This is a genomic window from Micromonospora sp. DSM 43699, assembly GCF_055517075.1.
In genome coordinates this window covers 36,108-61,445 of the sequence record NZ_JBTMMT010000040.1, presented here as the reverse complement: position 1 = coordinate 61,445, position 25,338 = coordinate 36,108, and the positions used below count along the sequence as shown (strand labels likewise).

The following is a 25,338-nucleotide window of genomic DNA, read 5'->3' as shown; positions in this document are numbered from 1 at the left end:
GGGTTAGGGGGTGGGGGTGGTGTCTACTGCGGTGAGGAGGGTGGGGAGGTCGAATCCGGCCTCGTGGCGGTGATCGTCGACGAACAGGGTGGGAGTGCCGTTCACCCCGCTGCGGATGCCGCCGGTGAAGTCGTGCCGTACCCGGTCGCCGTAGGCGTGCCGGTCGATCTCCGTGCCGATCTCGTCCGGCGGCAGACCCACCTGCTCGACGCCGAGCGACAGGTGCACCGGGTCCAGTTGGTCCTGGTGTTCGTAGAGCCAGTCGTGCATCTCCCAGAACCGGCCCCGGTGGCCCGCCGCCTCGGCCACCTCGGCCGCCTGCTCGGCGTACGGGTGGAGGTTGGTGATCGGGAAGTGCCGGTAGACCAGCCGGACCGTGTCCCGGCGCTGACGTAGCAGTTCCACCAGATTCAGGTACGCCGCCCCGCAGAACGGGCACTGGAAGTCGCCGTACTGCACGATGGTGACCGGTGCGTCGGCCGGCCCGCGGATGTGGTCGATCTCGGTCACCGGCACCCGGAGTCGGGCGGTGACCTGCAACGGGGTGCTCATCGGGTCATCACCTGCCGTTCGGTGCCGAGGCGGTCCAATGCGTCGAGGATGCCGTCGGCCCCCGGGTTCACCTCGGCGGGGGAGAGGTAGCTCCAGGCCACCGTCCCGGCCGGGTCGACCACCACCAGGGCCCGAGCGGCCTGCCCCTGCGGGGTGTACGCCCCGTAGACACGGGTCACCTCGCCCTTGGGCTCGAAATCGGCCAGCAACGGGAACCGGACCCCCTTGGCCTCCGCGAAGGCCCGGTGTGACCAGAGGCTGTCCACGGAGATGCCCAGCACCGCCGCGTCGTACCGCTCGAACTCCGGCATCGCGGCCTGGTACAACGCCATCTGGTCGCCGCAGACCGGGGACCAGTCGGCGGGGTAGAAGGCGAGCACCACCGGCCGACCACGGAACTGGCCGGGTCCGGTCCGTCGCCCGTCCGGGGTGGCCGGCAGGGTGAATTCGGGGGCCGGGCTCCCGGGTTGGATCAGCCCATCGGATCCAGTCATGCCGCCCACCTTCCCGCCGGACCGGGTGAGGGCGGCTCACCCGGCCCGGATGGTCCCGGGCCGTCCGCCGCCGGATCGGATTCGGACCGCCGGATCGGACCCGGTGTCGATATTCGGGCGCGGTCCGGTGTCGACAACGGGATCGGAGTCGGGCAGTCTGACGGACGGCAAAGGACGGGGTGGAGAGATGGACGTCGATCGGATGCGGATCTTCGGCCGCCGGCTGGCGGGTGTGTCGTGGCGGCTGGCCCGGCACGAGTGGACCCTGGCGGCGCTCGCCGCGCTGCTGTTGGCCGTGGCGTTGACCTGGCCGACCCTGCGCGACCCGGCGAGCACCATCCCGCAGGACACCGGTGACCCGACGCTCCAGGCGTGGCAGGTGGCCTGGGGTGGGCACGCACTGCTCACCAACCCGTTCCAGGTCTGGCACTCCAACACGTTCTATCCCGAGCCCTACACCTACGCCTACTCCGACACCCTGCTCGGGTACGCCCCGTTCGGGATGATCGGGGACGGTCCGGTGGCCGCCGTGGTGCGCTACAACCTGCTCTACGTGCTGACCCACGCGCTGGCCCTGTTCGGGGCGTACGCGCTGGCCCGGCAGGTGGGGGCAGGCCGGGCCGGTGCGGCGGTCGCCGGGGTGTCCTTCGCGTACGCCCCGTGGAAGCTCGCCCAGGCCGGGCACCTGCACGTGCTCAGCATCGGCGGGATCGCCCTCGCACTGGCCATGCTGGCCCGGGGGCACGGCTGGTCGCTGCGGCACGGCCACCGACCCGACCGGGTCCGTCCCGGCTGGGTGGTCGCCGGGTGGGCGGTCGCCGCCTGGCAGGTCACCCTCGGCTTCGGCATCGGCCTGCCCTTCGCGTACGTGCTGGGACTGCTCTGCCTCGGCGGCGCGGTGACGTACGGCGTGGTGTGGTGGCGGCGGCGGGTCCGGCCGGCGGTGCCGCGCGGCCTGCTCCTGGCCGACCTGGCCGGCGGGATCGGGTTCGCCGGGGTGACCCTGGCGATGGCCGCGCCGTACTTCGAGGTGGTGGCCCGCAACCCGTCCGGTCGGCGGACGGTGGCCCAGATCGAGATGTTCTCCCCACCGTGGCGGGGCTTCGTCACCGCGCCGCCGGAGTCCTGGCTGTGGGGCGAGCGGCACGAGGCGGCGCGCGCCACCCTCGGTTTCCCCGGTGAGATGACGCTGCTGCCCGGGGTGGTGCTGTTGTCGCTGGCGATGGCCGGGATCTTCTTCTCCGCGTGGCGGCTGCGGCACCGGCTGATGCTGGCCGGTGCGGCGCTGGTCAGCGTGGCGCTCGCGGCGGGCACCACGTTCGGTGGTGACGGCGACCCCGGTTACGTGACGCTTGTCGAGCACGCCCCCGGCTGGGACGGGGTGCGCACCCCGGGCCGGTTGGTGCTGTGGACGACCCTGCTGCTCGGCCTGCTCGCCGCCGGCGCGCTGACGGTACGCGAGCCGGCGACCGGGGCCGAGCGTGACCCGGAACCGGCACCGGGGTCGGGGTCGGGGCCGACCGGGGAACAGGTGGCGGAGCCGGGGCCGACCGGGGAGCCGGCCGTGCCGGTGGAGCCGGCCGTGCCTGCGAGGTCGGCCGTGCCGGAGGAGTCGGCCGTGCCGGTGGAGGTGGGGTCGGCATCGCGGCCGGTGCTGCGGTCGGCGGCGTGGTCCGAGCCGGCGGCAGAGCCGGAGGTGGTCCGGAAGCCGGCCGTGGACCAGGGCGGTAGGCCGTTCCGACTGGCCCGGTTGGCGTTGGTGGTGCCGCTGGTGCTGGTCCTGCTGGAGGGGGTCAACCGCACCCCGCACGTGCCGACGCCGGAGCAGCCGGCCGCGCTGCGCGGGCTGACCGGCCCGGCGTTGGTGCTGCCCAGCGACGGCATCCGGGAGCTGCACGTGATGCTCTGGTCCACTGACGGGTTCCCCAAGGTGGTCAACGGGCTCGCCTCGTTCACCCCGCAGTCCCAGGAGCGGATCCGGGCGGTGAGCATGACCTTCCCGGACGTCACCTCGGTGGCGTACCTGCGGGAGATCGGGGTGCGCACGGTGGTGCTGCTGCCCGGCTGGGCGCCCGGCACCCCGTGGGCGGACGTGGCGGCCCGACCGGTGGACGGGCTGGGGATCAGTCGCGAGATGGTCGGTGAGGACGTCCTCTACCGGCTCTGATGGCCGAGTTAGTTGGGAGCGCTTCCTAATTCGGCGGCGCAGCGGTTACTGTTGAACTCTTCTTCGGCAGCGGGAGCCAAGCGTGCCGGCGGGGAGCCAGGGCAGCTCTTCGCACCCGTCGACGTCCCTCCTGGGGCGTCGCACCCTCACCCTGGCATTCCCGAGAGGAACCGCAGATGCGGAGAAGTCTCGTCGGCGCGGTAACCACCGTGCTGGCCGCCGCCACGGCAGTCGTGGCCGTGCAGTTCACCGTCGCACCGACCATCCCGGCCGCCGCAGCGGCGGCCGACCCGTACAGCTGGAAGAACGTCCGGATCGACGGCGGTGGCTTCGTCCCCGGCATCGTCTTCAATCCGACCGAGAAGAACCTGATCTACGCGCGCACCGACATCGGCGGCGCGTACCGCTGGGAGCAGGCCAGCCAGTCCTGGACGCCGCTGCTCGACTGGGTCGGCGCGGACAAGTGGGGCTACAACGGCGTGGTCAGCCTGGCCACCGACCCGGTGCAGACCAACCGGGTGTACGCGGCCGTCGGCATGTACACAAACGACTGGGACCCGAACAACGGCGCGATCCTGCGCTCGGCCGACAAGGGCGCCACCTGGCAGGCCACCGCGCTGCCGTTCAAGAACGGCGGCAACATGCCCGGCCGGGGCATGGGCGAGCGGCTCGCCGTCGACCCCAACAAGAACAGCGTCCTCTACTACGGCGCCGAGGGCGGCAACGGCCTGTGGCGCAGCACCGACTTCGGGGCCACCTGGGCCAAGGTGGCGAACTTCCCCAACGTCGGCAACTACCGGGCCGACCCCAACGACACCACCGGCTACCAGAGCCAGAACCAGGGTCTGACCTGGGTCACCTTCGACAAGAGCACAGGTACGGCCGGCAACGCCACCCAGACCATCTACGTCGGCGTGGCGGACAAGGCCAACCCGGTGTACCGCTCCACCAACGGCGGCACCACGTGGGAGCGGATCGCCGGCCAGCCCACCGGCTACCTGGCCCACAAGGGCGTGGTCGACCCGGTCGGCGGCTTCCTCTACATCGCCACCAGCGACACCGGCGGCCCGTACGACGGGGGCAAGGGTGACGTATGGAAGTTCAACCGGGCCACCGGCGCGTGGACGCAGATCAGCCCGATCCCGTCGTCAAGCAGCGACGCCTACTTCGGCTACTCCGGGTTGACCATCGACAGGCAGAAGCCGAACACCCTGATGGTCGCCACCCAGATCTCCTGGTGGCCGGACGCGATCTTCTGGCGCAGCACCGACGGCGGGGCGACCTGGACCCGGATCTGGGAGTTCGGCAGCTACCCGGACCGCACCAAGAAATTCAAGATGGACATCAGCTCGGTGCCGTGGCTGACCTTCGGCGCCAACCCGGCCCCGCCCGAGGAGACCCCGAAGCTGGGCTGGATGAACGAGTCGGTGGAGATCGACCCGTTCGACTCGAACCGCTTCATGTACGGCACCGGCGCGACCATCTACGGCAGCACCGACCTCACCAAGTGGGACACCGGCAGCCAGTTCACCATCAAGCCGATGGTGAAGGGGCTGGAGGAGACCGCCGTGCTCGACCTGATCAGCCCGCCCACCGGGGCGCCGCTGATCAGCGGGCTCGGCGACATCGGCGGATTCCGGCACACCGACCTCGACGCGGTGCCGCCGATGCTGTTCACCCAGCCGGTCTTCACCAGCACCACCAGCCTCGACTATGCCGAGTCCACCCCGGCGACGATGGTCCGGGCCGGGAACTTCACCGACGCCGACCGCCCCAACGACAGCCACATCGCGTTCTCCACCGACGGCGGGGCGAACTGGTTCCAGGGCAGCGAGCCGGGCGGGGTCAACAACGGCGGCACGGTCGCCGCCGCCGCCGACGGCAGCCAGTTCGTCTGGGCCCCCGGTGACGCCGGGCAGCAGGTGATCCGCTCGGTCGGGTTCGGCAACTCGTGGACCGCCGCCACCGGCATCCCGGCCAACGCGGTGGTCGAGTCCGACCGGGTCAACAAGAACAAGTTCTACGGCTTCAGCGGCGGGAAGTTCTACGTCAGCAGCAACGGCGGGGCCAGCTTCAACGCCTCCGCCGCCACCGGCCTGCCCGCCACCGGCACCGTCAAGTTCAAGGCGGTACCCGGCAAGGAGGGGGACATCTGGCTGGCCGGCGAGGGTGGGCTGTGGCACTCCACCGACTCCGGGGCCACCTTCACCAAGCTGGCCGGCGTGACGGCGGCGGTGAACGTCGGCTTCGGCAAGGCCGCCCCCGGGCAGACGTACCCGGCGGTGTTCACCTTCGGCACCGTCGACGGCAAGGCCGGTGTCTACCGTTCCGACAACGCCGGCGCGGCCTGGGTGCGGATCAACGACGACCAGCACCAGTACGGCAACGCGGGCGAGGCGCTGACCGGCGACCCGAGGGTCTACGGCCGGGTCTACCTGGGCACCAACGGCCGGGGCATCCTGGTCGCCGACCGGCTCGGCGGCACCCCCACCCCGACCCCGACCACCCCCACCACGCCCCCGCCGACGACCCCTCCGCCCTCCACGCCGCCGCCCACCACGCCCCCGCCCACCACGCCGCCCCCGCCCACCACGCCGCCGCCGACGACCGGTGGGTGCGCGGCGACGTACAAGGTGACCGGGTCGTGGCCCGGTGGCTTCCAGGGTGAGGTGACGGTACGCAACGCCGGCACCAGCGCGATCGCCGGCTGGACGTTGGGCTGGACGTTCGCCAACGGGCAGACGATCAACTCGCTCTGGGGCGGCACCTACACCCAGACCGGAGCGACCGTCTCGGTACGCGACGCCGGGTGGAACGGTGCGCTCGGTGCCGGTGCGACCGCCAGCATCGGCTTCACCGCCAACGTCACCGGCAGCAACACCGTTCCGGCGTTGACCTGCACCAGTCGCTGACGACGTACCCCCACCTGCCCCACCCGCCGGCTCCCCCGATCCTCCGGGGGAGCCGGCGGCATGTTCGCCGTTACGCCCTGTCGCGGCCCTTGATCAACTCGCTTGAGGTGATGTTGCGGTGTCGGGCGCGGGCTCCGCCCTCGCCCTAGCCCTCGCTCCTTCTCCTCGCTCCTGCTCCTGCTCCTGCTCCTGCTCCTGCCCGCGCAACACGGCCCAAGATCGTGCTCGATCCATGTTGTCAACACCGTTGCGTTAGGTGGAACGGCTGTTCGTCAACCGCCGCTGCCTCGCCGATCATGGAGTTGTGGTGGGTGACAGAACGCCCGTAAAGCTCCCAAGGTCGGCACCACCACTCCATGATCGCCAAGCGGGCCCACCCCGCTCCCCGATCGGGCACTTCCTGTCCCGGGTTGACCAGCCGCCCATGGCGTTAACGCAACGGTGTTGTCCGTGTTGTAGTGGCTTCGTGGCTGGGGGATGCCACTACAACATGGATGTTGTGGGGGGCACCAGCGAGGGTGCTCGGGTGGGGAGCGCCAAGCGCGGGTGGGTGTGGTCGCGCGCGGGCCGGGTGGTGGGGTGGGGAACGAGGCAGGCCCCGGTCGACGCCGAGGGGCGTGACCGGGGCCTGCGGGAATGCGTCAGTCGTCCAGGCCGACCGGGGAGTTGGGCCGGTCCACGTCGACGAACTCGATGTCGTCGGCGGCACGGTCACCCCCACTGCCGGCGGCCCGTGCGGCGGTGCCGGCGGCCCAGCCGATCGCTGCACCGACCAGCGCCGCGCTGATCAGCAGGGTCCAGGGCAGGGCCGGACGACGACCGGCGAGCGCGTCGAAGGCGAGCGTCGCCCGACGGCGTGCCTCGTCGGCGGTCGAGCCGACCATGTCGCCGGCGTCGGCCAGGCCCGAGCTGCGGACCGACCTGGCGGCGTCACGAACGCTGTCGCCGGCGGAGTCGACCGCCGAGAGCAGGTGCTGCCAGGCCTGGTCGGCGATCCGCTCGGGCTTGCTGCGGCGCTCCAGAAGGTTGCTGCCATACATCGTGTCCTACCTCCTCGGGTGCCGAAGTCTGCGGCCACTTCGGACTTTTCGTCTCTACGGCGCGGGACGGTCCTCGGACCGGCCGGTGTCCGGCCGGTCATCGAGCGGTGCCGCCTCGTCACCGAGCGGTTCCGCCTTGTCCATCGAGCAGTGCCCCGGCCGGTCGGATCGCAAACCCCGGTTCGGGCAGCGCGTAGAGCCGGTTTCTAGCGGACCATGACGACGGACGTCGCGCGGGCGAAATCGTCACCGTCGTCGTCATCGTCGTCGCCCCCGCCGCCGAAGCCGCAGGCGAGTACGAGAGCGAGCAGCGCGCCGACCCCGGCCAGGCCGAGCAGTCTCTTGATCATGGATCCGTCCCTCCGTCGTGGTGACCCATCTCTCGCCCAGGTTAGGCACCGGCCACAACCTGCACCGCCATGCCGGGCGAGGCTCGCCCGAGCTGCCGGATTCGGCCCGGGGTGGACCCGGACCGCTACTCTGGGACGGTTGGAACGGCCGAGCTGCGCCGTCCGTCGGAAAGAACGGGACCAGCAAAGGTACGGGGAAGGACGGTCCGGTCCGTCCGGATCCGCGAATTGCTCATCCCGAGGGGTGGCGACCGAGGCCATCGGAGGAATACTCTCGGTCGCGGCCCGCGTACTGATGAGGCGCCCGGGGACGGGCGAGTGGAGGTGCTCGCGTGAGCCTGTCGATCGTGAAGTCGGTTCTGCCGGCCGGTGTCATCGAGATCGCCCCGCGGGGCGAGATCGACGTCGACACCGCCTACGAGGTACGTGAGTCGATCGCCGAGGTGCTGGCCAAGGGCCGGCCCGCGCGGATCGAGCTCAACATGCGACTTGTCACCTTCATCGACTCCGTCGGGATCAGCGCGATGGTCGCCGGGTTCCAGACCGCCGAGGTCAGTGGCGTCAAGCTGATCGTCACCGAGCCGAGCCGGTTCGTACACCGGCAGCTCTGGGTCACCGGCCTGCTCGGTCTCTTCGGTGCCCCGGAGCCGTACTTCGCCGGTGCCGCCACCCCCGAGGTGCTGCCGGGCGCCTGACCCGGGCAGCGGGTAGGCCGACCGTCCGCTGCCGGGCGAGCTGGGACGTTGCCAGTCCGTCTCCGGTACGGCACGATCGGGCGACCGACGACGGTCAGGAGGCCCGGTGGTCCGGCGGGAGAGCTTCAGCTACACGGTGCAGGCGCGCTGCTCACAGGCGGATGCGATGGCGCTGCTGAGCGACCTGTCCCGGCAGGAGGAGCTGCATCCCCTGATCGTCCGGGTGCGTCGGCTACCGGCCCGGCCGGGTGCCCTGGCCAGCTATGCGATCACCGACCGGCTGGAGTTGGGGCCGCTGCGATTCCCGGTCACCTACCAGGCCGATGTCCTGCTGGTCGGCGCGGACGAGGTCGTGACGGTGGCCCGGCAGCAGCCCGGCACCACGGTCCGTAACCACACCCGGCTCCGGGTGGAGGGTGACCTGCTGCGCATCGACGTCGAGATCACCCTGGCCGCGCCGGCGCCGTTGTTCGGCTACGCCTTCCGACAGGCCCGCGCCGCCCACCTGGGGCTGGCCAGCCGGCTCGGGGCGGCGCTGGACGGCCGCCCCGGCGATGCGCCGACGGTCGGCTGAGCGGGCCGGCAACCTGCGCCGGCGGTCGGCTGGGCGGGCCGGTGACCTGGGGGCGGCGATCCCAGGGCGGGACAGTTCCGGTGGCCCGCCGTTGCCGACGGGCCACCGGGACAGCTCAGATCATCGACAGGTGCACGTGGTTGGTGTGGTCGCTGGACGGGTCGCCGTTGCCCCCGCTGTACGACTTCCATCCGCTGCTCGGCAGCCAGATCCGCTTGAACCAGATCACGTAGAGCACGCCGAGCCGGTCGGCGTTGCGGATGAAGTACGCGGCCAGGTTGTTGCCGTACGTCCGGTCGCCGCCACTGGCCACCCCGCCGAACCCGTTCTTCTGGGCGGCGAAGTCGCACGCCCGGCCCTTGGGGTGCTCACCGGAACCGCTGGGCCGGTGGCAGGAGACGTACCTGGTGAAACCGGCCGCCTTGGCCTGCTGGAGGGCGTTGAGCGTACGCGGGGTGATGCAGCCGTTGGCCGGGGTCGGGTCGTTGACGCTGCACGACTCGGACGGCCAGGAACCGTCGGAGTTGCGGGCTGCTCCCTTGGCGTTGCTGTTGGACGTGCCGTCCGAGCTGCCGGAGTCCCGGGAGGTGGGGGTCGGCTTGTCGGCGGCGGCCACCGCCAGCGCGCGTTCGGCCTGCTCCTTGCGCTTGCCCATGGTGGCGACCTGCTTGCGCTGTTCGGTGATCTCCCGGCTCACGGCGGCCCGGGTCCGGGTGGCCTGGTCCCGGGTCTCGATCATCGTGCGTAGTTCCTGGTCCTCCCGGGCCGCGACGGTCTCCAGCGCCGCCGCGCGGTCCAGGAAGCCACCCGGGCTGTTGCTGTTGAGCAGGGCGGACATTGGTCCGAGACGGCCGGTGCGGTAGGCCGCGCCGGCGATCTCGCCGACCTTGCCGGTCTGCACGACCAGCTGTGCCTCGATGGACTTGAGCTGGCCGTCCAACTCCTGCTGGCGCTTGGTGGAGCGTTCCAGCGCGGCCTTCGCGTCGACCCAGCCCTTGCTCGCCGCGTCCAGCTGGTCCCGCAGTGCCGGGGTGCCGCCCTCGTCGTCGCCGGGAGCGGCGAGCCGGGTGACGGGCGCGGCGACGGCCGGGGTGAACGGCGCGGACGACACGCCCAGGGCGAGTGCCGTGACGACTGCGGCCAGTAGCCGCGTGGTGGTGCGTACGTGCATGCGAATGTCCTTCCGTCAGCCGCCGACCGGGTTAGCTGACGGGTTCGGGACGGAAGATCCCTACCGCTGACGCGGATGCACCCCAGGAACATGGTTCCCCGGTTCGCCCTGGTGGGCGATTAGGCGGCGGCCACCGCCGGCGCCGGTGGGCGCCGCCTGGCGGAGGCCGGAGCCGAGCCTACCGGTACGCGTGTGACACTTGCCTACCTCGTGACTGAGGGTACGAGAGTGAATACTGCTAAAAGGTTTGAATGGGATAAAAAGCTAATCACCAGTGGGTCGGGCCGCAGGCGCCGGGGGCCGCGCCGGGCTCGATCTGCAGGGTGGCGTGCTCGATGTGGAAATCCTCCCGCAGGGCTTCCCGGGCGGCGGCCAGCACGGTGCCGACCTCGGCGTCGGGGGCCATGGTCAGGTGCGCCGAGGCGACGTCCATCCCGGAGGTGAGCGTCCAGACGTGCAGGTCGTGCACCTCGGCGACGCCGGGTACGGCGGTCAGCCGGTCGTGCACGGCAGTCACCTGGAGGTGTTCCGGGGCGGCCTGCACCAGGATGCGCACCGCCGCCCGCCCGAGTCGCCAGGTGCGGGGCAGGATGAACACGCCGATCGCCACGGCGACCACCGGGTCCGCCCACCACCAGCCGGTGCCGGCGATCAACAGGGCCGCGACGATCACCCCTAGGGAGCCGAGCAGGTCGCCGACCACCTCCAGGTACGCCCCGCGCAGGTTGAGGCTCTCCTTGGCGCCCTCGCGCAGCAGGCCGAACGCGACGAGGTTGGCCAGCAGGCCGAGCACCGCCACCACCAGCATCGGGCCGGCCAGCACCTCGGCCGGTTCGCCGAACCGGCGTACCGCCTCGATCAGTACATAGACGGCGACGCCGCTGAGCAGGACGGCGTTGGCCAGCGCGGCGAGCACCTCCAACCGGTAGAGCCCGAAGGTGCGCTGCGGATCCCGCTCGGCCCGCCGGGTGGCGGTGATCGCCGCCAGCGCCATCCCGATGCCGAGCACGTCGGTGAACATGTGCCCGGCGTCGGAGAGCAGCGCCAGTGAGCCGGTGCCGAAGGCGGCCACCGCCTCCACCAGCATGAGCACGGTGAGCAGCCCGAACGCCGCCCAGAGCCGGCCGCGGTGCCGGTGTGCGGCGTTGCTGATCGTCGCGCTGTGGTCATGACCTGCGCCCACGTCCACACCTTCCGTCGCCGCCGCGAACCCGATCCAATCTATGCTCACATCGCTATGTGTGCAAGTGACAGCCCGGCAGCCGGCCAGGTGGGGGCCAGGCGTGGGCGGCCCGGGCCGGGCCGGTCGCGGACAGGGCGGGCCGGTCCCGGGCCGCGTCGAGAGGTCGGGACCGGCTGCCGGCGGGTCAGCCCGTGGATCAGCCCGTCGGCTCGACGGTGGTGAGGCGCTGGGTGGCCCGGGAAAGTGCCACGTAGAGCGTCCGTACCCCGGAGCCCGGATCGGCCCGGATCTCGCCGGGGCAGACCAGCACCACCCCGTCGTACTCCATGCCCTTGGCCTGGAGACTGTTCACCACCTGGAGCCGCGCCCCGCCCCGGTCGCCCAACCAGCCGGCGACCTCGTCCCGGCGGGGCACCGGCGTGATCACGCCGACCGTCCCCGCCACCTCGGCGAGCAACGCGTCCACCGCGTCGAGCGTCGCCGGGGCCAGCTCCGTCGCCGGGACGTTCAGCGCCACCGGGTCCACCCCGGTGGACCGCACCGCGCTCGGCAGCTCCAGGTCGGGGTAGAGCCGGCGGATCTCCGCCGCCGCCACCGCGAAGATCTCCGCGGAGTTGCGGTAGTTGGTGGAGAGCGTGAACCGGTGCCGACGGCGCCGGCCCAGCGCCTGGTCCCGGGCCCGGTCCAGCTCCTCCTGGTCGCCCGTCCAGGCGGTCTGCGCCGGGTCGCCCACCACCGTCCAGGAGGCGAGCCGACCGCGCCGGCCGACCATCCGCCACTGCATCGGCGAGACGTCCTGCGACTCGTCGACCACCACGTGCGCGTAGTCGCGGTAGTCCTCCGGTCGCTCCCGGTCCGCTGCCCGGGCGGCGCGTTGCCGTTCACCGAAGGTGCTCAGCTCCCGCACCCCGCCGGCCAGCTGGAACGGATCCCGGTTGGCCTTCCTCGGGCGTACCGGCTTGCCCAGCAGGGCGTCCAGCTCGTCGAGGAGGGCGACGTCGGCCACCGTCAACCCCTCGGTGTCCAACGACCGGTACGCCCTCACCAGCAACGCGATCTCCGCCCGGGAGAGGATGCCTGTCGCGTACCGGTGCAGTCGATCCGGGTGGGCCAGCCAACCCAGCACGTGCCGGGGATGCAACCGGGGCCACCACGCCTTGAGGAACTCCCGGAACTCCGGCCGGTCGATGATCTCGTCCTCGAAGGCGCGTTGCTCGGGCAGGCCGGTGACGGCCAGCCGGCGGGCCTGCGTGTACAGCGCGGCGAGTACCCCGTCGAAGCCGGCGCGGCGCACCTCGTTACGGCGGGCGCCCCGGTGCAACGCCCGGTCCCGGATGCGGTCCAGCTCCTGCCGTTCCAACCGCAGCAACGCACCCCGGTAGAGCAGGCGCAGCTGCTGAGGGCTGTCCGGCACCGCGTCCCGGGCCGCCCGTTCCAGCACCCGCCGCATCCGCAGCGAACCCTTCACCGCCGCCACCTCGGGCTCGTCGGTACGGGTCGACGACATCCCGGGGAACAGCGAACCCAGGGAGTGCAGGGTGGCGGTCTCCTCGCCCAACGAGGGCAGCACCGAGGCGATGTACTCCACGAAGACCGCCGACGGACCCACCACCAGGATGCCGCCGCCGGCGTACCGGCTGCGGTCGGCATAGAGCAGGTACGCCGCCCGGTGCAGGGCCACCGCCGTCTTCCCGGTGCCCGGCCCACCCGAGACGATCGTGACACCCGCCGCGGGGGAGCGGATCACCTCGTCCTGCTCCCGCTGGATGGTGGCGATGATGTCCCGCATGCCCCGCCCGGTCGCCCTGGACAGGGTGGCCAGCAACGCCCCGTCGCCGACCACCGGCATGTCCGGCGGCGCGGCCTCCGGGTCGAGCAGTTCGTCCTCGATCCGGGTGACCTTCTCCGCCGACGAGCTGATGGTGCGCCGCCGCACCACCCCCAGCGGGTCGGCCGGGGTGGCCCGGTAGAAGGCGGCGGCGGCCGGAGCACGCCAGTCGACCACAAGCGTCTCGGCGTTCTCCCCGCGCACCCCGAGCCGGCCGACGTGCAGCACCTGCCGGTCCCGCAGATCCAGCCGGCCGAAGACCAGCCCCTCGTGTTCCGCGTCCAACATGTGCCGGCGCTGGGCGGCGTGGAAGACCATGGCGTCCCGCTCCACCAGTGCGCCGAAGTTGCCGACCCGGGCCAGCCGGTAACCGTCCCGCTCGGCGCGGACTGCCGCGCGGCGCAGTTCGGCGAGCCGGGCGTACACCCGGTCGAGATGCCGTTGCTCGGCGGCGATCTCCTGTTCCAGGGTGATCTGGTCGGTCAACGTACGGGCTCCTGTGCGACGGCGACGCCGGGCACGGGTGCGTGCCAGGCGGAATGAGGGTACGGGCAGCCGCCCGCCCGCGTCGGGCCGATACCCGCCCCGCGACCTCCGCCACCCCTGGCGACCTCCACGCCTCGCCGGTCGAGCGACCTCCGCACCTCGTCCGGTCCGGCCAGGTTGCTCGGTCGACCGGCCGGCGGCGTCGGTGCCGGCGGGATGCCTGAGCGCGTCGGTTGGGCGATCGGGGCGGACCGGTGTGCCGCCGGCGGGGCGGCTCAGCCCGCCGGTTGGGGGACCGGGGCGGACCGCCTCGGCGTGCGGGCGGCGCGGCGCGGGCGGGGCGGTCGGCCGGCGCGGAGGTGACCGAGCACCCGGTGGAGCACCCCGGCGAGGGCGGCGTTCACCTCGTCCGGGCGCTCCATCATCAGCATGTGCCCGGCCCCCGGGCAGACCGTCAGCTCGGTGGCCGGCAGCGCCGCCGCTATCGACTCCGCGCACGGCGGTGGGGTGAGCCGGTCCCGGTCGCCGACCAACGCCGCCGCCGGCAGGTGCGCCAACGCGGCCAGGGTGTCGAGTCGGTGCTGGGCACCGATCGAGGCGCGGAAACCGCCGATCGAGCGCAGCGACGCGCGGGCCACCGCCGAGGTGACCAGGCGGATGTCCGAGGCGGAGCAGTGGTCGCCGAAGAGCATCCACCGGATGCTCGGGGCCAGGGCGCGCAGCAGCGCTCGGGGCGGCCGCCAGGCGCCGCACCGGGCCAGCACCCCCGCGCCGGTGGTCTCGGCGATCCGGATCAACCGGGCGATCCGCGGCGACAGGCCGTACGCGGTGTGGGTGTGTCCCTCGGCGGTGGTGGAGACGAAGACCAGGCCGGCCGTCCGGGCGGCGAAGTGGGCCGGGTGCCGGTGGGCGTACTCCATCACCGTCATCCCGCCCATCGAGTGGCCGACGAGCACCACCGGCCCGGTCGGGGCCACCTCGTCCACCACTGCCGCCAGGTCGTCGCCGAGCTGGGCCAGGGTCGCCGTACGCAGCGCCATGCAGCTCGACCGGCCGTGCCCGCGTGCGTCGTACGTGACCACCCGGACCCGGTCGCCGGACCGGCTCCGTAGGTCGGCGAGCTGCCTGTGCCAGGCCCGGCCGTCCAGCGTCCAGCCGTGCAGCAGGATCACGGTGACCTCGGCGTCGGCCGGGCCACTCACCTCGACGTGCAGTCGTACCTCGTCGGGCAGCCGCAACTCCCGCTGATCCGGCATCGCCACCTCCCCAGCCACCCGGTACCCATTCACCGGCGTCATCCGGCTACCCGAGCCGGGTCCGCGCCAATCGTGCTGGTGGGAAGAATCCCGACCCGGCTGCGCAGGCTCGGCGCGGCGACCAGTCTGGGGGCATGCCGACTTCGCCTGCCGGAGCTGCCCGGACACCCCGGGCGGCGTTGGCCGAGTTGCTCGCCGGCAACCGGCGCTTCGTCAGCGGCCGTCCCGTCCACGGGCACGACATCACCGCCGCCGCGGCCGTGGCCTCCGGCGACCAGCAGCCGTACGCGGTGCTGCTCGGCTGCATCGACTCGCGGGTGCCGCTGGAGGCGATCTTCGACCAGACCTTCGGCTCGATCTGCGTCATCCGCACCGGGGCACACGTGCTGGACCGGGCCGTCCGGGGCTCGATCGAGTACGTGGTGGACCAGCTCGGCGTGACGTTGGTGATGGTGCTCGGGCACGAGCGGTGCGGGGCGGTCGCCTCGACGGTGGAGAGCCTGCGCACGGGACGGCGACCCGGTGGGGACCTGGACTACGTCGTCGACCGGATCGCCCCGGCGGTGACCGAGGTGGGTCTGCACGACCCGGCCGTCCACTCGCTGGCGGCACGTCGGCACGTACGACGAACGGTGCGAACGCTGCGCACCGAGGCACTGCTGTCCGGCCCGGTCGTACAGGGTGCCGTGGACGTCGTCGGCGCCCTGTACGACCTGGACACCGGCGAGGTCACCCTGCTCGCCCCCTGACCATCACCACCCACCTGACCCACCCCACCCCACCGCTCTGCTCTGCCGCCACCGACGCGCCGCTGGCGAACCGCGTTGAGGCCGGACCCTTCATGCTCGCGCTGGATCCATGAAGTAGTCCCCTCCACCCGGCCGGATGCCACTACTTCATGGATCCAGCGCGAGCATGGGGGCAGGGAGGGCGGAGACGGAGCGCAGAAGAGGATGGGCAGGGGTGTCGGGCACCCATCCCGGGAAGGGGAACCCCTCTCCTGCGTGGCCGCGCTCATCCGGACCCGCCCCGAGGGGCGGGGCCACGTGGCACCCGACCCGGGAATGAGGAAACCGCCCGCCGGGGTGACCCGACGGGCGGTTCCAGGTGAGGCTGGGGAGTGCTCAGCCCTCGAAGACGCCTGCCTCGACGAGGCGCTTCTCGGTCTTGTCCCAGCCGTCGCCCGGGTGGGCGGCGGCGAGGTTGTTGATCTCGGCGCGGATCTTGGCGGCGTGGCCGGCGGTGGCCAGCACCCGGATCTCCTCGACGAAGGCGTCGGAGTCGGTACGCAGGTGCGCGGTCTTGCCGTTGGTCAGGTTCCGCACGTAGGCGTGCTTGCCGCCGTTGAGCGGGATGAGGTACTTGAACTCGCCCAGCACGCTGAGGGCGCCACCCTGGCCAGCCTGGCCGGCCCGGACTGACGCGCGCGCGGTCTTAGAGGTGTTGCTCGCCACGGAGATGCTCCTTGCAAGACGTACGGGAGGACGGGAACGTCCGGGGGCTGTAGCGGGTGACGCCCGGGTGAGCCTCGGCCCGCGAAGTTGTGCGACGGCGCAGAACCGCCCAGAGAAATATACACGACCACGATGCCTGGCAGCTCACCGTGCCCGTCGGAGTGCACAACCGAGGTCACCGGTCCGGGTATTTCCCGGCGGCGAATTTTCCGATTCTCTGGCGCACCATCCGTCACAGCAGTCATCATGTGTGGCAACAGCCACTCGGGTGGTCGAGGTCGTAGGGGAAGACGCACCTCGCTCTCCGGGAGGTCACCGTGCCAACGCGTGGCGTCGTATACGTCCACTCGACCCCGCTCGCCGTGTGCTCGCACGTCGAGTGGGCGATCGCGCGCGTCCTCGCCGCGCCGGTCAACCTGCACTGGACGGCCCAGCCCGTCGATCCCGGCGCCCGTCGGGCCGAGTGCGGATGGACCGGTCGGCCGGGGACGGGTGCCGAGCTGGCTGCTGCCCTGAGGCAGTGGCCCATGATCCGTTTCGAGGTGACCGAGGAACCCAGCGCGGGCGCGGACGGTGAACGTTTCATGCACGTTCCGGGCCGTGGCCTGTTCCGGGCCGCGGTGGGCGCGGCCGGCGACATCCAGCTCGGCGAGGACCGGCTGCGCAGCATCATGGCCTCGGTACGCCCCGAGGCGCTGGCACACGCCCTTGACAAGGCGATGGGCACCGCCTGGGACGCGGAGTTGGAGCCCTACCGGTATGCCGGCGACGGCGCACCGGTGACCCTGCTCACCCGGGTCGGCTGACCACAGCGGCGCCGGTGGCCGTGCTGACCGGCCGCCGGCGGCGCGAGCCCTCACCGCCCCGTTTTCGCGTCTCCGCCCACACCCACCGCCCCGTCTCCCGCTTGCCGTGCACCCCGCGCCCACCGGTGTGCCCTCACCCGTGCCGTGTGCCCGCACCCTCCGCTCCGTCTTCCGCGCCGCGCACTCCGCCCCGTCTTCCGCGCCCTCCGCTCCGTCCTTCCGCGCCCTCCGCTCCGTCTCCCACTCGCGCGCCCGCGCCCTCCGCTCCGTCTCCCACTCGCGCGCCCGCACGCTCCGGCTCGACTCCCGATCCTGCCGTGCTCCTGCGCCCACCGGCGCGCCTCCACATCTATGACCCTGGGAGGTCTATGCCTGTCAGTCATATTTATGACCGGCAGGCATAGACCTCCCAGGGAGGTGGTACTCACCTGCGGCGCATGCCTGGCCGTTCGGCCGGCGGTGGCGCTCGATGGGGCCTGCGGCGCATGCCTGGCCGTTCGGTCGGCGGTGGCACTCGATGGGGCCTGCGCGCACGCCTGGCCGACTCGGCCCGCGGTCGCGTTGATGGAACCCGAGGCGAGAGACACGGGCCATGCCGCGTCCCGGACGACAGGGGGAGGAAGCCACCGGGCCGGGCGACCGAGTGTCCCGACCGGGACGATCACCCAGGTCAGACGATCACCCAGGTATTGGACCAAGCGCGCGATGGTCACTGGTGATGGGCCACGCGCGAGGGGTCGGCCGTTCACCCGGGTCGGTGGTTGCCCCGGCGCTGCGCGACCGGTTGCGGAGACCTTCGCGCTGCGCTCGGTCAGCGTCCCGGAGCTCGGTCAGTGTCCCGGAGTTGGGTGAGCCTGCTCACCCGGACCGGCCACCCAGCAGCCAGAAGGGCCGGGTCAGCCGGACAACCGGTCGGGGACGGGCACCCTCCACCCACGGCGTGACCTGGTCGGGTTGCCGCTGATCTTCGGCGCGGGTTGGATGGGCCGGGTGCCGATCTCCCCACGACGTGCCGGCGTCGCCGTCGCCGCCCTGACCGCGCTGCTCGCCTCCGGATGCGCGGGGGAGGGGCAGGCTCCGTCGCCGGCCCTCTCCGGGGCCGCCCCGACAGCCACGCCGACCGTCGCCGCGTCCACCGCCTCCGACCCGGCCGCGCGGGCCGCCGCGCTGGCCGGCACGCTCGGCGACGAGGACCTGGTCGGCCAGGTGCTGATGCCCTATGCGTACGGCAGCTCGGCGACGAAGGTGACGCCCGGCTCGGCCACCGGCAACCAGGCCCTCGGCGGGGTCGACACGCCCGCCGAGATGATCGCGAAGTACCGGCTCGGTGGGCTGATCCTGGTCGGCTTCAGCGCCGACGACCCCACCTCCGGCAACCAGTCCACCACCAACGTCGACAATCCCGCCCAGGTGCGGGAGCTGACCACCGGGCTACGCGCCGCCGCCGGGAAGCTCGCCACCGCGCCGGCGCCGTTCCTGGTCGGCACCGACCAGGAGTACGGGGTGGTCACCCGGATCACCGACGGGGTGACCACGCTGCCCAGCGCGCTCGCCGCCGGGGCGGCAGACGAACCGACCCGGACCGAGGCCGCCTGGAAGGCCGCCGGCACCGAGTTGGCGGCGATGGGGGTGAACCTGGACTTCGCGCCGGTCGCCGACGTCCTCGCCACCCGCAGCACGGTGATCGGCTCGCGTTCCTTCGGTGCCGACCCGCAGCGGGCCGGCGCGCAGGTCGCGGGCGCGGTCCGGGGGTTGCAGAGCGCCGGGGTGGCGGCCAGCGTCAAGCACTTCCCCGGGCACGGGCTCAGCGCCGCCGACTCGCACCAGGAGGTCCCGGTGGTCGGCCAGCCCCGGGCCGAGCTGGAGGGCACCGCCTTCCCGCCGTTCCGGGCCGGCATCGACGCCGGGGCGATGGCGGTGATGTCAGCGCACCTCGACGTCACCGCCGTGGACCCGGGCACCCCGGCCACCTTCTCCCGCAAGCTGCTCACCGACGTGCTGCGAGGCCAGCTCGGCTTCCAGGGGGTGGTGATCACCGACGGGATGAACATGCCGCCGGCCAAGCGCTACCCGCCGGGCGAGGCGGCGGTGAAGGCCCTGCTCGCCGGCAACGACCTGATCCTGATGACCCCGAACGTCGGTCAGGCGTACGACGGGCTGCTGGCCGCGCTGCGCGACGGCTCGCTGCCCCGGGACCGGCTGGTGGCGGCGGTCACCCGGGTGCTGACCATGAAGTTCCGGCTCGCCGACCGGCCGACGCCGGCGATGTCCACGCTCGGCAGCGCCCCGCACCGGGCCGCCGCCGCCGAGCTGGCCGCCGCGGCGGTCACCCAGCTCCGGGGGGAATGTGGCGCGAAGGTGTCCGGCCCGGTCACCGTCACCACCTCCGCCGGCCGGGACCGGACCCGGGCGGCGCTCACCGAGGCGCTGACCGCGGCGGGCGTACGGGTGGTGCCGAAGGGGGGAACCCGGGTCCACCTGGTCGGCTACGGCGACGGCCCGAAGGACCTTGCCGCAGGCGCGGCGGTGACCGTGGCGATGGACACCCCGTACGTGCTGGAGAAGTCGACCTCACCGGCCCTGCTGGCCACCTACTCGTCCAGCGGGGCCTCGATGACCGCGCTCGCCGAGGTGCTGGCCGGCAAGGCCCGGCCCACCGGCCGCTCCCCGGTGCCGCTGACCGGACTGCCCGCCACCAGCTGCACCGGCTGATCCCGGGGCGTCCGGGTGAGCCGGGCCGCGCGACGCCGGCGTGGCCGGCCGTCGACGGAGGTCGACGGCCGGCCACGGGTCACGCGGTGGCGGGTCAGCCCAGCGGAACCTGCTGGGCCACGGCGGCGCCGCCGCCGGCCTCGAACGCGGCCAACAGGGACGTCGGGGTGCCTCCGCTGACCGGGACCGTCACGGTGACCCGGTCACCGGCGGCCATCCGTACGGTGCGATCGCCCCGGGCCGTGTCGCCGTCCCAGGCGTACAGGTAGGCGGTGCCGGCCCGGTCGGAGCGCAGGGTGACCTGCACTCCGTCGGTGACCCGCTGGGCCGAGGTCAGTCGCAGCGCCGAGTTCTTCAGCCGCGGCACGGCGGCCGGGGCCACCCCGTCCACGGCCGACTGGGCGATGGTCTGCGGGCTGAGCACGCTGCGGGCGGAGGTGTCCGGGAAGACCGGCGCGCTGGGCTGCCGGGCCGCCGGCTGGTAACCGGGCAGGGTGGCCAGACCGTAGCGGTACGGGTCGGCCCGGACGCCGGTGAAGGTGGACCAGCCCAGTCGGGACTGCGAGCTGAGGTCCTGGGTGTCCGAGTCGTAGACCAGCACGTTGAGGCCCATCCGGGCCGGGTCCACCGCGTCGGGCAGCACCGCGAACGGGATGCTCGTCTCGATGGTGTACCCGGTGTAGGGGGAGCTGACCTTGCTGACCACTGTCATCCCGGGTGCGGTGGTCGCCCCCGGGCCCTGCCGGTTGTCGGCGTCGCGCTGCCAGCAGGGCGGGTTGCCGTTGGCCGGGTCGTCGGTGATCGGGAAGATGCCCGCCTTGAACGCCGTGGAGGTGTCCGCCGAGTTCCCCTTCGGGTCGACGATGATCTCCACGCTGTCGGTGCGGCGCTGCCGCTTGCAGTCCTGCGGCACCACCTTCTTGCCGAGCACGTCGTCGGTGACCTGCACGAACACCTTCAGGGCGTCGGGGGTCCAGGCGATCCGGCCGGTGGCCGAGGCGTCCTGCGGGGTGGTGGCCTGCCCCTCCCAGATGCGGGAGAGGTCCAGCTCCGGGCCGGGGTACTCGCCGGGCGAGGCGACCCCGTCGACGGTGCCGTTGCCGGCGGCCGGGACCTCGGTGGTCGGCACGATCTCCAGCGCGCCGGTCTCCACGGTGCTGCCGGCGGCGCTGGTGGTGGTGATGGTGATGCCGTAGTCGCCGTCCGTGCCGCCCTCGTTGGCGGTCGGCAGGGTGGCGTCGGTGTTGGTGACGGTGAAGGTGACCGCCCCGGTCGCGCCGGGTGCCAGTTCGGGGTAGCTCTTGGTGGCCGCGTCGGCGGTGAAGCCGGCGGGCAGGCCGAGGGTGACGGTGCCGCTGCGGCTGACCCGACCGTGGTTACGCAGGTCGATGCGGACCGAGCGCTGCTGGCCGGAGCCGATGGTGAGCACCGGCTTGATCAGGGTGTCCAGCTGCGGGTATCCGCCGTCGCCGGCCCAGTCACGGAAGATGCCGACCTCGGGCAGTGGCTCCAGCGTGCCGCGCACGTCGGCGACCACCCGGACGGCCCGGTCGGTGCGCCCGACACCCTGGCGGGTGGTCAGGGTGGCACCGATGAGCTGCTGCTGGTTGGTGTCGGCGTCGGCCGGGACGGTGACGGTGAACGTCCTGGTCCGCTCCTTGCCGGCCGGCACGTCGTTGTTCAGCACGCCGGAGCCCTTGGTCTTCCAGCCGGCCGGCAGTCGCAGGTCGATCCGGGGCTTGGCCAGGAGCCGGTTGGCGGGCGCGCGCAGGTGCGCGGTGACCTCGACGGTCGCGCCGGGGGCCAGGTCGAACCGGTCGGTGGTGAGGTACAGCTCGGTGCCCTTCGGCAGGCCACCGGTCACCGGCGGCAGCACTGAGCCGCGCAGGATCGCCTCCGGCGAGGTGTCCGCCGGGTCGTACGGGACGCGGCTGTCGATCAGGGTGTAGAAGTCACAGCGGATCTTCGTCGGGTCGGTGGGGGCGGCGGCGGTGCCGGCCCAGCCCTGGGTGACGTACTCCCGGCGGGCGTCGACCTCGACCTCGGCCCAGGTCTTCCCGCTGGCGCTGGGGGTGCCCTCCCAGACGCCGAAGACCTGGTCGGTGGGGACGGTCGGGGTGAAGCCGGTCGCGCACTGCGGCCCGGCGGCGGAGGTGCCGGTGCCGCCGGTACGCAGGAACTTCGCGGCCCGGAACGGGGTCAGCCCCTCGGCGCTGAGCTGCTCGGGGAAGGCGGCCGGGTCGGCGGCGGCGGCGAACGCCTCGGCGGCGAACCGGGCGGCCTGCTGGTGGTTGCCGTGGTTACCCGGGGTCGGCGACGGGTTCATCGTCATGATGATCTCGGGCCGGGTGGTCCGGATGACCCGGACGATCTGGCCCAGGGTGTCGTCGTGCCCCCAGATCTGCTCGGACAGCGGGGCGGACGCGGTGTACCAGAAGTCGACCCGGTCGAGGTTGTAGAGGTTCTCCACGCCGGCCTTGCCGATCGCGGTGCGTTCCTCGCGTTCGCGGATGATGCCCAGCGGCGGGCCCTCTTCCAGACCGACGGCGTTGCCGCCGCCCTCGCCCCGGGTGATGGTGACGACGCCGGCCTTGGCGCCGTACTTCTCCTTCCACTGGCCGAGGGTGGCGAGGCTGCCGGCCTCGTCGTCGGGGTGGGCGCTGACGAAGAGCACGTCGAGGTCGACGGCCTTGGGTGGGCGGACCTCGGCTGGGGCGGCGACGGCGGTGGCAGGTGCCCCGGCCACGGCCAGGGCGAGTGCGGTGGGTAGCAGGAAACCCTTGATGCGCATGCAGATCCTTCCGGAACCACGACGTCCGGGCGGCGACCGTCGTCGTCGGACGCGGTGCGCCGGACGCGGGGTCGTCGGTGGACGGTGAGGCGGTGGGAACGGGGAACGGTGGGCGTCGTCGGACGCGGTGCACCGGGTACGGCAGCGGTACGGGTTCCGTACACACTGGAAGGCCTTCGTCCGGTGACGCTAGGGACCGGCGCGGTGGTACGTCAATGCTTTGGAAGGTATTTCTTTCTTTGCAGAAGAAATAAAGTAGGGCATGTCCCGGATGTCCTCTGGTGCGCCGGAACGGCCATCCGAACCGGCCATCGACCCTCTTGGTGGACGTTATTGCTGCTCCAGTGCCTGCCGACGGCCGAGCCGAGACGGACTTGTTACTTGACTCTTTAATTCGTTCGCCGTAGGAAGGAAGTGTGACAGACGTGGTGACGCCACCAACGAGCCCGGTGAGCCGGGAGCGGTCGAAGGAGATCAAGCGGCTTTCCGTGATCTCCACCGCCCGCCAGGTCCGGGTGCTCTCCCGGGCCGAGCTGACCGAGCTCACCGGCCTGAGTCCTGCCACGCTCACCCCGCTCGTGCGTGACCTGATCGCCGAGGGCTACCTCATCGAACGCGGGCCGGGTGCCTCACGGGCCGGCCGACCCCGGGCGATGCTGGAGTTCAACCCCCGGGCCGAACTGGTCGCCGCCGTCTCGCTGGAGCCGTCCCGGATCAGCTGCGAGATCGCCGACAGCGACGGCGCGGTGGTCGCCCACCGCGCGATCCGGCTGACCGGCGACATCGTCGACACCATCTGCCGATCGGTGCCGGAGCTGGCCGGGGAGGGGCTGCCCGCGCTGCGCGGGGTGGCCATCGCCGCGCCCGGCGTCATCTCCGGTGGCGCGGTCCGGCTCGCCCCCTCGGTCGGCCTGATCGAGGGCCGCCCGATAGGGGAGTCGGTCCAGCGGACGCTCGGCGTACCGGTGGTGGTGGACAACGACGTCAACCTGATGGCGGCCGGCGAACACTCCGCCGGCGCCGGCATGGACGTCGCCGACCTGCTGCTGCTGCACGTCCGCGACGGCATCGGCGCGGGCCTGGTGCTCGACGGCCAGGTCCGGCGGGGTGCCCGGGGTGCGGCCGGCGAGGTCGGCTTCCTGCCGCTGGACCCGGCCGGCCGGGGACACGACGGGATCGGTCCGTTCGAGGCGCGCTGGTCGGAGAACGCGATCGCCGAGCGGGTGGTCGCGCTGGCCCCCGGCCGCCGCCCCGACTCGCCGGTACGCGCGCTCGTCGAACTGGCCGGCACCGACCCGCGCGCCGCCGGCTACCTCGACGAGGTGCTGCACGCCTGGTCCCGGCTGATCGTCTCCTGCGTCTGCGTGATCGACCCGGGCCGGGTGCTGCTCAGCGGTGCCGCCGCCGAACTCGACGACGCCGCCGTCGACCGGCTCCAGGGCCTGGTCACCGCCGCCGCACCCAGCACCACCGAGGTACGCCGGGCCGTGCTCGGCGACCGGGCCGTGCTGCACGGCGCGGTCAGCTACGCCCTGTCCGCTGCCGCCGCCGGAACGCCCACCCTGTTACCGGCCCCCTGACCTGCCCGAACCGCTGATTTCTTCGCCCACACCCCTCGGAGGTACCCCATGAGACGTCGACTTCTGCTAGCCGGAGCGCTCGCCACCGTCCTCGCCGCCGGCACCGCCTGTGGCGGTGGCGGCTCGGACGACACCGCAGCCGGTGAGACCGAGAAGCTGACGATCTACACCGCCCGCGACAAGAAGGTCTCCACCTTCGTCGTGGACAAGTTCACCGCCAAGTACCCCGAGTACAAGGGGAAGGTGGAGATCCTCAACCTGGGCGCCCAGGAGATCCTGGAGCGGGTCCGGGCCGAGAAGGCCAACCCGCAGGCCGACGTCTGGTGGGGCGGCACCCAGCAGGGGCTGGCCGCCGGTGCCGGCGAGGACCTGCTCACCGCCTGGCAGCCCGCGTTCGCCGGCAAGATGGACGCCAAGTACAAGGACGCCGAGGGACGCTGGTTCGGTGAGATCCTGCTGCCCGAGGTCATCATGTACAACAACAAGGCGCTCACCCCGGAGCAGGCCCCGAAGGACTGGGACGACCTGCTGAAGCCGGAGTGGAAGGACAAGATCGTCATCCGGGACGTGGCCGCCTCGGGCACCATGCGGTCGATCTACGCCGCGATGATCATGCGGCAGTCGCCGGACGGCAGCAACCCGCAGCCCGGCTACGACTGGCTCAAGAAGCTGGACGCCAACACCGGCTCGTACGCGGCCAACCCGGCCGACCTCTACCTCAAGCTCTCCCGCCAGCAGGGCACCCTCAGCGCCTGGAACCTCCAGGACATCCTGCTCCAGGCCAACCAGTCCAACATGCCGTTCGGCTACGTGATGCCGGCGTCCGGTGCCCCGGTGCTGGTCGACGGGCTGGCCGCGGTCAAGGGCGGCAACAGCGCCGGCGCGCAGAAGTTCATCGAGTTCCTCTTCGACGACACCCTGCGTGCCGACCTGGCCAAGGACTACTACCAGATCCCGGCCGTGGAGATCGCCCAGCAGCCGGAGTGGCTGGCCCAGCTCAACCTCAAGCCGCTCGACGTCAACTGGGACATCATCGGCAAGAACGAGACCGAGTGGATCAACAACTGGAACAGCCAGATCAAGAACAAGGGCTGACCGCACGGGTGCCGGGGGCACGTCCCGCCCCCGGCACCGCCGCCCGTCCGCGCCGTGACGGCCCGACCGGAACTCGCTCCGACCGCTGCGGCGACGGCCCGACGGCGTCCCGCGACCCGTACCCCGTGCCCACCGGCCCGGTCCCCGCACCCCCGCCCGCCCGGCCAGGCCGGTACCGCATGAAGGAGAGGA

Annotated in this window: 19 protein-coding genes and 1 riboswitch; of the genes, 9 read left to right on the top strand and 10 right to left on the bottom strand. The window is 72.4% G+C overall.

Annotated features, from left to right (window positions below; translation table 11 throughout):
* Positions 1-3: 3 nt before the first annotated feature.
* Positions 4-552, bottom strand: a complete 549-nt coding sequence (locus AC0AIB_RS19650) for a DsbA family protein (protein WP_328344018.1) — start codon at positions 550-552, stop codon at positions 4-6.
* Entirely contained in the window at positions 549-1,046 is a 498-nt protein-coding gene (locus AC0AIB_RS19645) for a redoxin domain-containing protein (protein WP_328344020.1), read from the bottom strand. The genes AC0AIB_RS19650 and AC0AIB_RS19645 overlap by 4 nt, the downstream gene beginning before the upstream one ends.
* Before the next feature lie 187 nt (positions 1,047-1,233).
* Here AC0AIB_RS19645 and AC0AIB_RS19640 point away from each other — a divergent pair, with 187 nt between their 5' ends.
* Positions 1,234-3,213, top strand: a complete 1,980-nt coding sequence (locus tag AC0AIB_RS19640) for a hypothetical protein (protein ID WP_465097209.1) — start codon at positions 1,234-1,236, stop codon at positions 3,211-3,213.
* Positions 3,214-3,389: 176 nt separating this feature from the next.
* The gene (locus AC0AIB_RS19635) at positions 3,390-6,125 is read left to right on the top strand and encodes a cellulose binding domain-containing protein (RefSeq protein WP_465097208.1); all 2,736 of its coding nucleotides are present in this window, start codon (positions 3,390-3,392) and stop codon (positions 6,123-6,125) included.
* Positions 6,126-6,766: 641 nt separating this feature from the next.
* Here the strand turns inward: AC0AIB_RS19635 and AC0AIB_RS19630 are convergent.
* Complete coding sequence (locus AC0AIB_RS19630) at positions 6,767-7,165, bottom strand: hypothetical protein (protein ID WP_328344023.1); 399 nt, start codon at positions 7,163-7,165, stop codon at positions 6,767-6,769.
* Positions 7,166-7,371: 206 nt separating this feature from the next.
* Entirely contained in the window at positions 7,372-7,515 is a 144-nt protein-coding gene (locus AC0AIB_RS19625; RefSeq protein WP_465097207.1) for a hypothetical protein, read from the bottom strand.
* A gap of 332 nt (positions 7,516-7,847) precedes the next feature.
* Here AC0AIB_RS19625 and AC0AIB_RS19620 point away from each other — a divergent pair, with 332 nt between their 5' ends.
* Together AC0AIB_RS19620 and AC0AIB_RS19615 are read left to right on the top strand one after the other, a co-directional pair.
* Positions 7,848-8,210, top strand: a complete 363-nt coding sequence (locus AC0AIB_RS19620) for an STAS domain-containing protein (RefSeq protein WP_328344026.1) — start codon at positions 7,848-7,850, stop codon at positions 8,208-8,210.
* A gap of 106 nt (positions 8,211-8,316) precedes the next feature.
* Complete coding sequence (locus AC0AIB_RS19615; protein ID WP_328344029.1) at positions 8,317-8,784, top strand: SRPBCC family protein; 468 nt, start codon at positions 8,317-8,319, stop codon at positions 8,782-8,784.
* Between the two features lie 115 nt (positions 8,785-8,899).
* On the opposite strand, the gene AC0AIB_RS19610 is transcribed toward AC0AIB_RS19615, so the two are convergent.
* From AC0AIB_RS19610 to AC0AIB_RS19595, 4 genes are all read right to left on the bottom strand, one after another.
* Positions 8,900-9,955, bottom strand: a complete 1,056-nt coding sequence (locus tag AC0AIB_RS19610; protein ID WP_465097206.1) for a coiled-coil domain-containing protein — start codon at positions 9,953-9,955, stop codon at positions 8,900-8,902.
* A 4-nt stretch (positions 9,956-9,959) separates the two neighbouring features.
* A riboswitch (cyclic di-AMP (ydaO/yuaA leader) is annotated at positions 9,960-10,091 on the bottom strand.
* A 132-nt stretch (positions 10,092-10,223) separates the two neighbouring features.
* On the bottom strand, positions 10,224-11,138 hold the full coding sequence (locus tag AC0AIB_RS19605) for a cation diffusion facilitator family transporter (protein ID WP_328344033.1): 915 nt from the start codon (positions 11,136-11,138) through the stop codon (positions 10,224-10,226).
* Positions 11,139-11,334: 196 nt separating this feature from the next.
* A complete protein-coding gene (locus AC0AIB_RS19600; protein ID WP_328344034.1) occupies positions 11,335-13,452 on the bottom strand; it encodes a HelD family protein in 2,118 nt (705 codons plus the stop codon).
* Positions 13,453-13,727: 275 nt separating this feature from the next.
* A complete protein-coding gene (locus tag AC0AIB_RS19595) occupies positions 13,728-14,708 on the bottom strand; it encodes an alpha/beta fold hydrolase (RefSeq protein WP_328344035.1) in 981 nt (326 codons plus the stop codon).
* Positions 14,709-14,842: 134 nt separating this feature from the next.
* Here AC0AIB_RS19595 and AC0AIB_RS19590 point away from each other — a divergent pair, with 134 nt between their 5' ends.
* The gene (locus AC0AIB_RS19590; RefSeq protein ID WP_465097205.1) at positions 14,843-15,457 is read left to right on the top strand and encodes a carbonic anhydrase; all 615 of its coding nucleotides are present in this window, start codon (positions 14,843-14,845) and stop codon (positions 15,455-15,457) included.
* A gap of 375 nt (positions 15,458-15,832) precedes the next feature.
* Here AC0AIB_RS19590 and AC0AIB_RS19585 read toward each other — a convergent pair whose 3' ends face one another.
* Positions 15,833-16,162, bottom strand: coding sequence for a hypothetical protein (locus AC0AIB_RS19585; protein ID WP_328344037.1), 330 nt, complete (start codon positions 16,160-16,162; stop codon positions 15,833-15,835).
* 317 nt (positions 16,163-16,479) lie between these two features.
* Between AC0AIB_RS19585 and AC0AIB_RS19580 the strand changes: the two genes are divergently transcribed.
* Together AC0AIB_RS19580 and AC0AIB_RS19575 are read left to right on the top strand one after the other, a co-directional pair.
* Complete coding sequence (locus AC0AIB_RS19580; protein ID WP_328344038.1) at positions 16,480-16,968, top strand: DUF3145 domain-containing protein; 489 nt, start codon at positions 16,480-16,482, stop codon at positions 16,966-16,968.
* Positions 16,969-17,949: 981 nt separating this feature from the next.
* Positions 17,950-19,680 carry a glycoside hydrolase family 3 protein gene (locus AC0AIB_RS19575; RefSeq protein ID WP_328348700.1) on the top strand — a complete coding sequence of 577 codons (1,731 nt, stop codon included), beginning with the start codon at positions 17,950-17,952 and terminating at the stop codon, positions 19,678-19,680.
* A gap of 94 nt (positions 19,681-19,774) precedes the next feature.
* Here the strand turns inward: AC0AIB_RS19575 and AC0AIB_RS19570 are convergent, their stop codons facing one another.
* Positions 19,775-22,471, bottom strand: coding sequence for a sugar-binding protein (locus AC0AIB_RS19570; protein ID WP_465097204.1), 2,697 nt, complete (start codon positions 22,469-22,471; stop codon positions 19,775-19,777).
* Between the two features lie 416 nt (positions 22,472-22,887).
* Between AC0AIB_RS19570 and AC0AIB_RS19565 the strand changes: the two genes are divergently transcribed.
* Together AC0AIB_RS19565 and AC0AIB_RS19560 are read left to right on the top strand one after the other, a co-directional pair.
* On the top strand, positions 22,888-24,051 hold the full coding sequence (locus AC0AIB_RS19565) for an ROK family protein (RefSeq protein ID WP_328344042.1): 1,164 nt from the start codon (positions 22,888-22,890) through the stop codon (positions 24,049-24,051).
* Positions 24,052-24,099: 48 nt separating this feature from the next.
* Positions 24,100-25,146 carry an extracellular solute-binding protein gene (locus AC0AIB_RS19560; RefSeq protein WP_328344044.1) on the top strand — a complete coding sequence of 349 codons (1,047 nt, stop codon included), beginning with the start codon at positions 24,100-24,102 and terminating at the stop codon, positions 25,144-25,146.
* Positions 25,147-25,338 lie beyond the last annotated feature (192 nt).

Bases quoted from the DNA above. Each gene is read 5' to 3' on its own strand.
- AC0AIB_RS19630 (WP_328344023.1), bottom strand. From the start codon at position 7,165: ATGTATGGCAGCAACCTTCTGGAGCGCCGCAGCAAGCCCGAGCGGATC.
- AC0AIB_RS19640 (WP_465097209.1), top strand. From the start codon at position 1,234: ATGGACGTCGATCGGATGCGGATCTTCGGCCGCCGGCTGGCGGGTGTG.
- AC0AIB_RS19570 (WP_465097204.1), bottom strand. From the start codon at position 22,471: ATGCGCATCAAGGGTTTCCTGCTACCCACCGCACTCGCCCTGGCCGTG.
- AC0AIB_RS19610 (WP_465097206.1), bottom strand. From the start codon at position 9,955: ATGCACGTACGCACCACCACGCGGCTACTGGCCGCAGTCGTCACGGCA.
- AC0AIB_RS19595 (WP_328344035.1), bottom strand. From the start codon at position 14,708: ATGCCGGATCAGCGGGAGTTGCGGCTGCCCGACGAGGTACGACTGCAC.
- AC0AIB_RS19575 (WP_328348700.1), top strand. From the start codon at position 17,950: ATGGGCCGGGTGCCGATCTCCCCACGACGTGCCGGCGTCGCCGTCGCC.
- AC0AIB_RS19635 (WP_465097208.1), top strand. From the start codon at position 3,390: ATGCGGAGAAGTCTCGTCGGCGCGGTAACCACCGTGCTGGCCGCCGCC.
- AC0AIB_RS19650 (WP_328344018.1), bottom strand. From the start codon at position 552: ATGAGCACCCCGTTGCAGGTCACCGCCCGACTCCGGGTGCCGGTGACC.
- AC0AIB_RS19625 (WP_465097207.1), bottom strand. From the start codon at position 7,515: ATGATCAAGAGACTGCTCGGCCTGGCCGGGGTCGGCGCGCTGCTCGCT.
- AC0AIB_RS19560 (WP_328344044.1), top strand. From the start codon at position 24,100: ATGAGACGTCGACTTCTGCTAGCCGGAGCGCTCGCCACCGTCCTCGCC.
- AC0AIB_RS19590 (WP_465097205.1), top strand. From the start codon at position 14,843: ATGCCGACTTCGCCTGCCGGAGCTGCCCGGACACCCCGGGCGGCGTTG.
- AC0AIB_RS19645 (WP_328344020.1), bottom strand. From the start codon at position 1,046: ATGACTGGATCCGATGGGCTGATCCAACCCGGGAGCCCGGCCCCCGAA.